10 protein-coding genes are annotated in these 12,460 nt (G+C 43.4%); 8 read left to right on the top strand and 2 right to left on the bottom strand.

Going from position 1 to position 12,460, the window contains the following annotated elements; genetic code table 11:
- Window positions 1-714 (bottom strand): leucyl/phenylalanyl-tRNA--protein transferase, encoded by a 714-nt coding sequence (gene aat, locus SPL68_RS10180; RefSeq protein ID WP_323815030.1) that lies wholly within the window; start codon window positions 712-714, stop codon window positions 1-3.
- A gap of 291 nt (window positions 715-1,005) precedes the next feature.
- Here aat and SPL68_RS10175 point away from each other — a divergent pair, with 291 nt between their 5' ends.
- The 4 genes from SPL68_RS10175 to SPL68_RS10160 all read left to right on the top strand — a co-directional run bounded on the left by SPL68_RS10175 (window position 1,006) and on the right by SPL68_RS10160 (window position 7,457).
- Entirely contained in the window at window positions 1,006-2,928 is a 1,923-nt protein-coding gene (locus tag SPL68_RS10175; RefSeq protein ID WP_323815029.1) for a PrkA family serine protein kinase, read from the top strand.
- A 34-nt stretch (window positions 2,929-2,962) separates the two neighbouring features.
- A complete protein-coding gene (locus SPL68_RS10170; protein ID WP_323815028.1) occupies window positions 2,963-4,237 on the top strand; it encodes a YeaH/YhbH family protein in 1,275 nt (424 codons plus the stop codon).
- Complete coding sequence (locus SPL68_RS10165; protein ID WP_323815027.1) at window positions 4,234-5,730, top strand: SpoVR family protein; 1,497 nt, start codon at window positions 4,234-4,236, stop codon at window positions 5,728-5,730. Before SPL68_RS10170 ends, SPL68_RS10165 begins: the two co-directional genes overlap by 4 nt.
- Window positions 5,731-5,813: 83 nt before the next feature.
- Window positions 5,814-7,457 carry an FMN-binding glutamate synthase family protein gene (locus tag SPL68_RS10160; protein ID WP_323815026.1) on the top strand — a complete coding sequence of 548 codons (1,644 nt, stop codon included), beginning with the start codon at window positions 5,814-5,816 and terminating at the stop codon, window positions 7,455-7,457.
- Between the two features lie 14 nt (window positions 7,458-7,471).
- Here the strand turns inward: SPL68_RS10160 and SPL68_RS10155 are convergent, their stop codons facing one another.
- Window positions 7,472-9,133 carry an RNA polymerase sigma factor gene (locus tag SPL68_RS10155; RefSeq protein WP_323815025.1) on the bottom strand — a complete coding sequence of 554 codons (1,662 nt, stop codon included), beginning with the start codon at window positions 9,131-9,133 and terminating at the stop codon, window positions 7,472-7,474.
- 277 nt (window positions 9,134-9,410) lie between these two features.
- Between SPL68_RS10155 and SPL68_RS10150 the strand changes: the two genes are divergently transcribed.
- From SPL68_RS10150 to SPL68_RS10135, 4 genes are all read left to right on the top strand, one after another.
- Window positions 9,411-10,010, top strand: coding sequence for a CIA30 family protein (locus tag SPL68_RS10150; protein ID WP_323815024.1), 600 nt, complete (start codon window positions 9,411-9,413; stop codon window positions 10,008-10,010).
- A 67-nt stretch (window positions 10,011-10,077) separates the two neighbouring features.
- Window positions 10,078-11,271 carry an acyltransferase family protein gene (locus SPL68_RS10145; protein ID WP_323815023.1) on the top strand — a complete coding sequence of 398 codons (1,194 nt, stop codon included), beginning with the start codon at window positions 10,078-10,080 and terminating at the stop codon, window positions 11,269-11,271.
- A gap of 129 nt (window positions 11,272-11,400) precedes the next feature.
- Window positions 11,401-11,574, top strand: a complete 174-nt coding sequence (locus SPL68_RS10140) for a hypothetical protein (RefSeq protein WP_323815021.1) — start codon at window positions 11,401-11,403, stop codon at window positions 11,572-11,574.
- Window positions 11,529-12,335 (top strand): polysaccharide deacetylase family protein, encoded by an 807-nt coding sequence (locus tag SPL68_RS10135; RefSeq protein ID WP_323815374.1) that lies wholly within the window; start codon window positions 11,529-11,531, stop codon window positions 12,333-12,335. The genes SPL68_RS10140 and SPL68_RS10135 overlap by 46 nt, the downstream gene beginning before the upstream one ends.
- Window positions 12,336-12,460 lie beyond the last annotated feature (125 nt).

Genomic DNA, 12,460 nt, shown 5'->3' with positions numbered 1-12,460 from the left:
TTAATCCCAGTCTGTGATACTGACATTAGACCAAAGCGAAGAGTTCATTCCAGGTTCGTCGGTAAAGTTTATCAGCATTTGTTGGAACTCTTCACGTGGGATTTCAGTGGCACCTAAACTGAATAGGTGGTCATTCGCAACTTGGCAGTCGATCAATTGAAAATCCCAACGAATGAGCTGACGAACCAAATGTGCGAAACCTACCTTGGAAGCGTTGTCAGCACGGCTAAACATTGATTCCCCGAAAAACATCTTGCCTAGCGCGATACCGTATAAGCCTCCAACTAATTCATCCTCACGCCAAACCTCAACTGAGTGAGCAATGCCGCGCGCATGTAATGCGCAATATCCAGCAATGATTTCAGAGCTAATCCAAGTGCCATCAGCGTAAGCGCGAGGTCCTGCGCATGCGGTCATTACCGCGCGAAAGCAATGGTCAAATGTGACCTTATAAACACCTTTACGGAGCGTTTTGCGTAAGCTTTTTGAGATGTGAAGTTGCTTAGGGAAAATGACAGTGCGAGGGCTTGGGCTCCACCATAAGATGGGGTCGCCGGGATTAAACCAAGGGAAAATTCCCTGGCGATATGCTGCGAGAATTCGATCTGGCGATAAATCCCCGCCTACCGCAAGTAAACCCGCCGGCTCATCAAGTGCGTGAACTGGATCAGGAAAGTCGTAGTTGTCGGGGTTTAGCCAAGGAATTGAAATCATGAGGCTCGCATCAATAGATTGTTCTTATTTAAGCGTAAACTGCATCGCGTGATAGTTTAAAAACATTTACATTTTATCTGCGCAGCTCATTACTTGGCGCGTTTTTTGAGTGTAAATATATTGTGGGAAATCAGCCAATAATTTGTTATTCCCTATAGTGCTTGAGAATTTTAGAGCTATGCTTAGATTTAACTGTAAAGTTTAATTTTTTATATCCTGTCTTAACCAAAATTCGTTTACTGTTTTGCTACATTGTCGTTTGCCGCTTTAGTCGCTAACCCGAGGTAGATTATGAGTATTTTCAGTCATTACCGCGAGCGTTTTGAAACTACCCAGCAGGAAGAATTGACGATTAAGGAGTATCTCGAACTCTGCAAAAAAGATCCGAGCATATATGCTTCTGCCGCCGAACGTATGTTGATGGCCATTGGCGATCCGGAAGTGGTAGATACCTCACAAGACGCACGTCTCAGTCGAATTTTTTCTAACAAAATTATCAAACGCTATAAAGTCTTTGGCGACTTTTATGGCATGGAAGAGTGCATCCAGCAAATAGTTTCATTTTTCAAGCATGCAGCACAAGGGCTGGAGGAGAAAAAACAAATTCTCTATTTGCTTGGTCCAGTTGGGGGAGGGAAGTCTTCTCTGGCTGAGATGCTGAAAACCTTGATGGAAAAAATGCCTATTTATTGCATTAAAGGTTCTCCGGTTTTTGAATCGCCACTGGGATTATTTAATCCCGATGAAGATGGAAAAATTCTTGAGGAGGATTACGGCATTCCGCGGCGTTACATCAAAACGATTATGTCGCCATGGGCGGCAAAACGTTTGCATGAGTTTCATGGGGATATCACCCAATTTAAAGTCGTTAAGATGTATCCATCCATTCTTAACCAAATTGCCATTACCAAAACAGAACCGGGCGATGAAAATAATCAGGATATTTCATCGCTGGTGGGCAAAGTTGATATTCGTAAACTGGAAGAATTTCCGCAAAATGACCCTGATGCCTACAGTTTTAGCGGCGGATTGTGCCGCGCTAACCAAGGCTTAATGGAGTTTGTGGAAATGTTTAAAGCACCGATTAAAGTGCTTCACCCACTTTTAACAGCAACCCAAGAGGGTAACTTTAATAGCACTGAAGGCTTAGGTGCAATTCCATTTGATGGCGTTATCCTTGCGCACTCGAACGAATCTGAATGGCAAAATTTCCGCAACAACAAAAACAATGAGGCGTTTATCGACCGCGTGTATATCGTCAAGGTGCCTTATTGCTTGCGTGTTACAGAAGAAATGAAAATTTATGAGAAGTTATTGCAAAATTCTTCTTTATCCAGAGCGCCTTGCGCACCGGATACTTTACGGATGCTAGCGCAGTTTTCGGTGTTGTCGCGTATCAAAGAACCGGAAAATTCCAATGTGTTTTCCAAAATGCGAATTTACGATGGGGAGAACCTGAAAGATACAGATCCGCGTGCAAAATCGTTGCAGGAATATAAAGACTCTGCCGGTGTAGATGAAGGTATGAATGGCTTGTCTACCCGTTTTGCATTCAAAATTTTATCCAAAGTGTTCAATTTTGATCCTACCGAAATTGCGGCTAATCCCGTGCATTTAATGTATGTGCTGGAGCAGCAAATTGAACAGGAACAATTCCCCAAAGAGGTGCAAGAGAAGTATCTCAATGCCTTAAAAGAATTCATTTCTCCCAAGTATGTCGATTTTATTGGCAAAGAAATTCAAACTGCTTATCTCGAATCCTATGCTGAATACGGCCAAAATATTTTTGATCGTTATGTCACTTATGCTGATTTTTGGATTCAGGATCAGGAGTATCGCGACCCTGAAACCGGCGAAATCCTCAATCGGTCTTCGTTGAATGATGAGCTGGAAAAAATTGAGAAGCCGGCAGGTATTAGCAACCCTAAAGATTTTCGTAATGAAATTGTCAACTTCGTACTGCGTGCCAAGGCAAACAATGCAGGTAAAAATCCGGATTGGCGCAGCTATGAAAAATTGCGCATCGTGATTGAGAAAAAAATGTTTTCTAACACCGAAGACTTGCTGCCGGTGATTTCGTTTAACGCCAAGGCGTCTGTTCAAGACAAGAAAAAGCATCACGATTTTGTACAGCGTATGGTGGAGCGTGGTTATACCGAAAAACAAGTTCGTCTGTTGTCTGAGTGGTATTTGCGAGTAAGAAAGTCTCAATAATCTCATTAAGGCTGGGCTACATTAAGGTTAGGATATGAGTTACATCATTGATCGACGCCTCAATGCCAAAAATAAAAGCGCTGTGAATCGCCAGCGCTTTTTGCGGCGCTATCGCCAACAAATCCAAAAAGCTGTATCCGATGCTGTAAGCGAGCGTTCAATAACCGATATTGATAAGGGCGGCAAAGTCAGTATTCCAACACGGGATATTAGTGAGCCGAGTATTTATCACGGCCAAGGTGGACATAACGAACGGGTTCTTCCGGGCAATAAACATTTTTCTGAAGGCGATAAAATTGCGCGGCCAGAGTCTGGTGGTGGGCAGGGGAGTGGCGGTAATGCCAGCGATTCAGGTGAAGGTATGGATGATTTTTCATTCACGCTTTCGCAGGAAGAATTTCTGGATTTCATGTTCGATGGTTTGGAATTACCTAATCTGATTAAACGCCAATTGTCCGGTTTGGAAGAGTTTAAAACAGTGCGCGCGGGCATCGCGAATGAAGGGCAGCCTGGACGAATTAATATTGTTCGTTCACTGCGTTCTGCCAATATGCGTCGCATTGCTTTGACTGCGGGAAAACGAAAACAGCTCGCGGAGTTGGAGCAAGAGTTATTAGCATTGGATGCAATGCCTGAAGCGGAACGTGATCAAAATCGAATTGCTTTGATACTTGCCGAAGTGGCAAAACTGGAGAAGGCGATTGGCCGTATTCCCTGGCTGGACACCTTTGATCTCAAATATAACCTGCATATCAAACAGCCTATCCCTCGCTCAAAGGCCGTGATGTTTTGCATTATGGATGTGTCAGGTTCTATGGATCAGGCCACTAAAGATATTGCCAAACGATTTTTTATTTTGCTGTATCTCTTTTTGCAGCGAAATTACGAGAAAACTGAAATTGTTTTTATTCGTCATCACACCAGTGCAAAAGAAGTGGATGAGGATGAGTTTTTTCATTCCCGTGAAACTGGCGGAACAGTTGTATCCAGCGCATTAAAGTTAATGCAGGAAATTATTCAGGATCGCTACTCACCAGATATTTGGAATATTTACGGCGCGCAAGCATCAGATGGTGATAACTGGGGGGAGGACTCGGATGTCTGCAAAGATATTCTGGTCGATGGCCTTTTATCCAGTTGCCAATATTTTTCCTACATTGAAATCACCAACAATGAACATCAAGCCCTGTGGGCGACTTATGAATCTATTCGCGATGAGCATCCCGACTATTTCTCGCTCCAGCATATTCGTACAGTGAGCGATATTTATCCGGTATTCCGTGAGCTTTTCCACAAGAAGGTCGCATGAAAAAACCATTGTTTACGACATCTGAATGGAATTTTGATCTTATTCAGGATGTAGATAAGGTTCTGAGCGAATTGGCTGCTGAATTTGGTTTGGATACTTATCCCAATCAGATTGAAGTTATTAGCTCTGAGCAAATGATGGATGCTTACTCATCGGTAGGTATGCCGATTGGTTACAGTCATTGGTCTTACGGAAAACAATTATTGAGTACGGAGCACTCTTACAAACGCGGGCAAATGGGGCTCGCCTATGAAATAGTCATCAACTCCAACCCCTGTATTGCCTATTTGATGGAAGAAAATACCATGACCATGCAAACGCTGGTCATTGCGCATGCTTGCTATGGGCATAATTCTTTTTTTAAAGGCAACTATCTATTTCGCACCTGGACGGATGCCAGCTCGATTATTGATTACTTGGTTTTTGCTAAAAACTACATCAGTAAATGTGAAGAGCGCTACGGCATAAATGCGGTTGAAGATATTCTGGACTCCTGCCATGCGCTGATGAATTACGGTGTAGATAGATATAAACGGCCTTATCCGATTTCTGCGCAGGAAGAAGAGCGACGCCAAAGCGAGCGTGAAGAGTATCTGCAAAAACATGTTAACGATTTGTGGCGGACTATTCCCAAATCGGTAAGTACTGAAGCAGAAAAAGATATACCTCATTATCCTTCTGAGCCGCAGGAAAATATCCTCTATTTTTTAGAAAAAAATGCACCTTTGCTTGAGTCCTGGCAGAGAGAAGTTATTCGCATAGTGCGCAAAATTGCACAATATTTTTATCCGCAGCGTCAAACTCAGGTAATGAATGAAGGATGGGCAACATTTTGGCATTACACCTTGCTGAATGAATTGCATGCACGTGGTTATGTGACCGATGGTTTTATTTTAGAGTTTTTGCAATCCCATACCAGCGTAATAGCTCAACCCGCTTACGATAGCCCTTACTACAGCGGGATCAACCCTTACACGCTTGGCTTTTCAATCATGAGTGATATTCGCCGCATGTGTGAAAACCCTACCGATGAAGATCGCACTTGGTTCCCTGAGGTTGCGGGTGCTAACTGGAAAGAAACACTGCAATTTGCAATGAAAAACTTTAAGGATGAGAGTTTTATCCTGCAATTTTTATCACCAAAAGTGATGCGCGATCTGAAACTGTTTAGCATTGTTGATGATGACCAGCATGACAAAATTAATGTCGATGCAATTCACAATGAATCAGGATTCAAACGTCTGCGTGAAACATTGGCGGGGCAATATAATCTTGGAAACCGTGAACCTAATATTCAGGTATATAACGTAGAGGTGCGTGGCGACCGCTCACTGACATTGCATCACTACATGCATAATCGCCGCCCTTTAAGTGAGTCAACACCTGAGGTACTAAAGCATTTGCATCGACTATGGGGATTTGATGTGCATCTCCACTCTGTGGATTCGGGTGAAATAAAAGAGAGTTTCCACTGTACGTCTGCGCCGCATTAACTCATTTGTTTTTCATTTAATAAGCTGCTTCAATCAATAATTAAAACAGAAGCAACCAACTGAGGGAGTTATTAAAAATTGATATGGATATATTAAAGCGCTTTTCTCTTCTGATTATTGTCGCGTTACTAACGGCCATTTCCTTCGTGTTGACCTTTATAAATCCGTGGTGGTGCATCGGATTAATTATATTCGCCCCTCTCTTGTTGTTAGGGATTTATGATCGCTTTCAGCGAAAGTGGACACTCACGCGAAATTACCCACTGGCTGCGCGTATCCGCTGGATTTTTTACGATCTGCGCCCTTATTTACGTGCTTATATAGTTGAGGGCGATCTCGAAGGAAAACCTTTCAGTTTGGATGCGCGTAATTTAGTTTACGCGCGCGCTCGCGGTGAAAATGATACCCAACCTTTTGGAACTGAGCGCAATACCGATTCCGACGAATACCAATGGCTAAGTCATTCCATTGTACCTGCGGAGCATCCCGACGAAAGCCCTCGTGTTTTAGTCGGCAATGAGCAATGCGCACAACCTTATGATGCCTCTGTACTTAATATTTCTGCGATGAGTTTTGGTTCGCTTTCGGCGCACGCGATAGAGGCATTAAACAAAGGAGCCAAACTCGGGAATTTCTATCACGATACAGGTGAGGGCGGTATCAGCCCTTACCATTTAAAGCATGGCGGCGATTTGGTGTGGGAGATAGGTTCGGGCTACTTTGGCTGCCGCAATTCTGACGGCAGTTTTAACGCTGAATTATTTGCAAAAGAATCCCAGCGGCCTGAAGTAAAAATGGTTGAAATTAAACTCAGTCAAGGTGCCAAGCCAGGACATGGTGGTGTACTTCCCGGGGCTAAAGTGACTGAAGAAATAGCCCGAATTCGTGTGGTTGCAGTGGGAGAGGATTGTATTTCACCGCGTGCACATTCTGCTTTTTCTACGCCAGTTGGGCTTATTCAATTTGCTGCACAGCTGCGTGATTTGTCGGGTGGAAAACCTGTAGGTATAAAACTCTGTGTAGGGCAAATTCACGAAGTGCTGGCGATTATGAAAGCCATGCTCAAAACCGGAATTTTTCTGGATTATATTGTTGTTGATGGCGGCGAAGGCGGTACGGGCGCCGCTCCTTTGGAATTATCTGATCATGTTGGTATGCCCTTGATTGAAGGGCTGATTACCGTTCGCAATGCATTGGTCGGCACCGGGTTGCGCAGCAAAGTACGTCTGGCTGCGAGTGGAAAAGTCGCCTCTGCTGCTGGTCTAGCGCGCAATCTTGCGATTGGCGCAGATTGGTGTAATGCCGCGCGCGCGTTTATGTTTTCTATTGGCTGTATTCAAGCCCAGCGCTGCCATCTTGGTACTTGCCCAACTGGTATCGCAACACAGGATGCTGATCGCCAGCGCGGTTTGGTTCCTGAGGTGCAAGCTGAGCGCGCCGCGCGCTTTCACAAAAAAACCTTGTTAGCCTTGAGTGATATTGTTGCCGCTGCGGGTGTTACTCATCCGCGCGATTTAAAACCTCATCATATAGTTCATCGCATTGGCGCAACCGGCTCTAAAATGATTGATCGTGTTTATCATTTCCTGCCTGAAAATGCTTTGCTGGACGCACCAGATGAAACCTATCTGGCCGAATGGTGGCGCGCAGCAAATCCAGATAGCTTTGCGCCGCAAATTGATGTTGAACCGGTACGTGCGAAGGAAGATGTAAAAACTAGTACGTAAAAGTTTGTCACTAATTAAAGATGATCATTGTCTGTGTTGCGGGATGATTTTTTTGTCATGTGTTTGCGCACATTGTTCGAATACAAAATAGCGGGAACCACAACCAAAACGGTGAGAGCCGCAAGCATCCACAAATAGCTTTGCTGAAAGATTGCCATGCTTACAATCTCAGCTGCCTGTTCGTTGTTGATATGTTTGGCGAAGGAAATTGCACCGATTGCCGCTTCATGCGCGATAGAAAAACCGCCGCTTAATGCACTTTCCCAGCCGAGCGCTGAAAGCGAGCCATAGGCTTTGAAAGCTATGGATGAAGCACCAAAACCAATAACTCCGATTGCGACAGTGCCCATTCCCAATAGGCCTACGCCCACTGCACCTATACCAATCGCGCCCACAGAAATAATACCGACACTAATCGGCGCAATGGCTATGCCGCCCCAAGCGAATACTAATCCGTAAGCGTGGCTGCCTCCTGCAAACCACGCGACGAGTGGTTTATCGCCCTGTTCTGGTATACCGAAACGAACATGAATTAATGGCACGCCTGCAATATAAAGGTGACTTTTATATTCGCGCCGTTTGTAACCAATGTGATCGACTGGGTCTTGAAATGCTTCAGGGTGAAGTAATCGCTCCTGCATTCTGAGTTTGCGCTTTGCTCGTAGCATTTTTATTGTGAGAGAAATGTGGATGACCGCTAATGCGGCGACTAAAAGTTGTGAGATGATTGAAAAACTTACCGCATTGCCAAAATTTTTTTCGGCTGTGTACTGCAAGCCCATCATGCCTAGAATGTAGACAAATGTGAACACGAAATAAAGTGTGACGTAAAAAATGATTTGCTTGCGTTCCCGTTTAGTGCGGGATTGATCAAGTGCTGCGCGCAAACCAAAAAATGAGCTAATAAAGCCAGAGGCTGTTGCCATAACCGCCAAGAGCGCTCCCCATTTAAAAATAGCCGCTGCTTTTGCTGCACCTGTGCTAAAGGTGGCAACTTTTATTGCGGGTGCAATGTCATTAATGGCAGCCAGTACCGATAGGGTGAATGCGGTGCCTTGTTTGCTTTTTGTCAGGGTATCTTCAACAAAATTTACCATCGCTTGCTGTAGCAATTTTCGGCCACGTGATAGACGTTGTTTTACTGTGTCTTCAGTCAACTCCAATTGATCGGCTACATGCTCTACAGAACACTGTTCTCGATAAAATAAAATCAAAGGCTCGCGATAGGTGTCTGGCATTTTCTCCAGCGCTTGCCATAACAGCGCCTGCTCTTGCGCGCTGATGACATCATCTTCAATCTTTGTTTGGGCTGATTGCTCATCACTGTATTCGTCCAACTCATGAGCATCGGCGACAGGTTGCGCGGCTTCTTTACGGCGAAAGTGACTGGTTTTAAAGCGGAGAATTCCGCATAGCCAGGATTTCAATTTTTCCGGATCGCGCAAAGTATCGAGCTTTTTCCAGGCTTCAATAAAAGTTTCCTGAGCTATGTCCTCGCTGTGTTTTAAATCCCCCACTGCCGAATAGGCTAATGCACAGAGCAGATTCTGGTAGCGAGTTACGATTTCGCAAAACGCATTGCGATCCCCGCCCAGTGAAGCCATCACCAGATCGGCATCACTCCAGTTGGCATTATTACAATCGGATGAGGCATTTTGCTTTTTAAATAGGCTCATGGTCATTTTCTCTTGCTATGAGCTAATAGGTGCCCGATTTTCAAAAAAGGTGACAGCGAAGATGAAAAAAAGACAGAAAAATTAAAAATCAGTCGTTTTTTTTAATTTTTTCTTGAGATGTTAATTTTTTTGTCACCTTTGCTGTTCCTTCAGGCACTTATTGATGACTTTGGTTTTTATTGTCAGGCGCAGAGCAGCCTGCTGGTTTCCAAGGTTAAGCGAACCGTTAATTTCGATATTGCCTTTATAACAGCCTTTAAATAATGGAGAAACACCAATGAATTTTCATCGAGTAACAATTTTAGCAACCAGTAAAGTGTTATTAATGGCCCTATGGCTTGCTGCTTCCAGTATTAGTTTCGGAGCAGACTTGGCACCAATCATTGATGATTTTAGCGATGCCAACAACAATAGTTTAGGTTTTCCTCGCTATTTTATGAATGATTCCATGTCCGGTGGTGGTACTACAACCCAGCAGAAAATAGCCGAAGGTATTATCTCTTATAACGGTGATATTGCCCCTCCGCGCGGCCAACCTGGCTGGGCGAGCGTTGCATTGCTTCTTGATGCGCAGGGGTTGCCTAAAGATGCGAGTAGTTTTGAGGGTATACGCCTGTTGCTTAAAGTCAATGCTGGAAATATTTCTGTTTCTGCCAACAGCATTGAGATTACCAATTTTGATTATCACGCTGCATCCGTTGTGGTGAAAGCGGATGGAAAATTTCACGAAATAAAAATCCCATTCATTTCCATGAAGCGCAGTTGGTCTGAGCAGATTCCGCTCAATACTAAAACACTCAGTAGTATCAGTATTACCGCCTATGACATGGCAAAAGGCAGTTTTGATTTTTCAGTAGACGAAGTGAGTTTTTACTAATTCATATCAATTCTGTTAAGGCGAGATTATGAATATGCCAACACTCAATCAAAAACGGCTGGATTATTTGGATGCAGCCAGAGCCTTCGCATTAATTTTAGGAATTTTCTTTCATGCAAGCCTCTCATTTATGCCGATGTTTATTGGTTGGGCGGTGATGGATGTATCGACCAGTGAAAGTGTTTCGCTATTCGTTATGATTGCTCATTCGTTTCGCATGGAACTGTTTTTTCTCATCGCGGGATTTTTCAGCTATATGAGTTTTCACAATCAAGGTGTAAAGAGTTTTGTGCGTTCTCGTGCACTGCGAATCGCGGTACCTTTTGTGATTGGTTGGTTTTTGTTGCGCCCACTGCTTGTCTTAGGCTGGGTGATGGGCGCAGAAAGTATGCGCGGCGAGGTAAATATCCTCATGGAACTTGAGGCTAGTTTTGCCAGCCTCGGCAGTTTACCGAATGGCTTGTTTACAGGGACTCATTTGTGGTTTTTGTATTATCTTTTAATGATCAGTGCAATTTTTATATCGCTTCGTTTTTTATTGTCTGCGTATAAACCTTTTCATAAAAAGTTAATGCAAGCTTCTGATGCGACAATGTTTTGGATTGGCAACTCGAAATTGGCGATAGTTGCGCTTGCAATCCCTACTGCTATTTGCTTGTGGTTTATGAGCCACTGGAGTGTAGATACTCCGGATAAAACACTGGTTCCGAATGTTCCGGTATTACTTGTCTATGGTGGGTTCTTTTCCTTTGGCTGGTTGCTTCATCGTCAGGCTGGGTTGATAGAGAGTTTTTCTCGCTTAACTTGGGGTAAGTTTATTCTCTGTATGGGCGGGATAATTCTAACCAGCGTGATTTATGATATGGGCATAAACCTGAGCGACCCTCACTACTACTTATTTAAAGCCTGTTTTGTTGTTTCTCATGCAATCATGATGTGGTCGCTTGTTGCTCTAATCATTGGAGTTTTCAAACAATTTTTTGATCGCCCACGCAAGGTAGTTCGTTATCTTGCGGATTCGTCCTATTGGCTTTATTTGGTTCATTTACCCATTGTTATCTTTCTCCAGATTGCCTTCGCAGAATTACCATTGCACTGGTTAACCAAACTTATGAGTATTTCGCTGCTGACTATTGTTATATCAATCGTAATTTACGATGCGTTAATTCGGTCTACGTTTGTTGGTACTATTTTGAATGGCAAGCGAAAACAGCGATTACTTTTTAATCGGTGTGAGTCAGCATCGCTGGAGTTGAGTTAGGGGGAGAGTGGACTTGCCTAGCACGTTCTGAATTTTTAAATGAGAGTATGGTCAGCATATGCTGTACCATGTTCCCGTTTTCTTTTGGGTATCCAAAAGGATAAAGCAAATAATAATCAGGATGTTTGTATGGATAAGCGCTATTTTTCGTTGCTGAACCTTTCGTTTTTGTTCTGTATTTTCTTCAGTTTTACTTTAATCGCTCAGGCTCGCGAAATTGCATTAACCTTTGATGATGCACCAACCCCGGATTCAGTATTAATGACGGGGCTGAGCGAACCCAAAAAATTATCAATGCTTTAAAGCGGGCTGATGTACCCGATGTGCTGATTTTTGTAAAAACAGATTATATAACCCCGCAAACAGCTGAGCGTTTAAAACAATATACGGATGCCGGATTTCATTTGGCGAATCACAGCTTCTCCCATCAATCAGCGAATCAGATAAGTGTAAATGCCTACGCGGAAGATGCTTACAAAGCGCACTTGGCTTTAAAGCCCTTCAAGAATGTCTTAAATTTCCATCGCTTCCCGTATTTGCATTACGGAAAAGACCTTGCTGAGATAAATCAGTTACAGGGCTTGTTGGCAGAGCTTGGTTACAAAGATGGTTATGTGACTATCGATAATTATGATTGGTATATTAGCTCGATTATCACGAAAGCCGCCGAGGAAAATAAACCGATTAATTATGATAAAGCTCGTGATTTTTACGTGACTTATTTGTATGAATCCATTGAGTTTTATGATGCTATCGCGCAAAAGGCATTGAAGCGTTCCCCTCGACACGTTCTTTTACTGCATGAAAATGATGCAGCTGCGTTATTTGTGGGTGATTTAATTAAGCATTTACGTAGCAAAGGTTGGAAAATTATTTCGCCTCAGCAAGCCTATAAAGACCCTATCGCTAAAAACTTCCCGCAAGTTGTTTTTCACAAACAGGGCAGGGTAGCTGCTATTGCCAACAGCAAAGGAGTTCCCGAATCTGAATTGCGCCATCCATCTGAAAATGAGCAATACCTAGATCTGGAGTTTGCGAAAACAGGTGTGATTATTAATCCATAACAACAATAGATAGCCAAAATAGATAATTACTAAGGAAATCAAATGTTATTCAATAAAATTTTTTTGTTCTCGTTCGTGTTAGGTATTAGCAGCTTTGTGAATGGCGTGTATGCCAACCAAATTCC

It is taken from the genome of Cellvibrio chitinivorans, assembly GCF_035117775.1.
In the GTDB taxonomy this organism is placed as follows: domain Bacteria; phylum Pseudomonadota; class Gammaproteobacteria; order Pseudomonadales; family Cellvibrionaceae; genus Cellvibrio; species Cellvibrio chitinivorans.
The sequence above is the reverse complement of the archived record's forward strand: the minus strand, read 5'-3'. Positions and strand labels throughout refer to the sequence as shown.

Excerpts from the sequence above, each read along its gene's own strand:
- SPL68_RS10165 (WP_323815027.1), top strand. The coding sequence starts at position 4,234 with ATGAAAAAACCATTGTTTACGACATCTGAATGGAATTTTGATCTTATT.
- SPL68_RS10170 (WP_323815028.1), top strand. The coding sequence starts at position 2,963 with ATGAGTTACATCATTGATCGACGCCTCAATGCCAAAAATAAAAGCGCT.
- SPL68_RS10160 (WP_323815026.1), top strand. The coding sequence starts at position 5,814 with ATGGATATATTAAAGCGCTTTTCTCTTCTGATTATTGTCGCGTTACTA.
- SPL68_RS10155 (WP_323815025.1), bottom strand. The coding sequence starts at position 9,133 with ATGAGCCTATTTAAAAAGCAAAATGCCTCATCCGATTGTAATAATGCC.
- SPL68_RS10150 (WP_323815024.1), top strand. The coding sequence starts at position 9,411 with ATGAATTTTCATCGAGTAACAATTTTAGCAACCAGTAAAGTGTTATTA.
- SPL68_RS10140 (WP_323815021.1), top strand. The coding sequence starts at position 11,401 with ATGGATAAGCGCTATTTTTCGTTGCTGAACCTTTCGTTTTTGTTCTGT.
- aat (WP_323815030.1), bottom strand. The coding sequence starts at position 714 with ATGATTTCAATTCCTTGGCTAAACCCCGACAACTACGACTTTCCTGAT.
- SPL68_RS10175 (WP_323815029.1), top strand. The coding sequence starts at position 1,006 with ATGAGTATTTTCAGTCATTACCGCGAGCGTTTTGAAACTACCCAGCAG.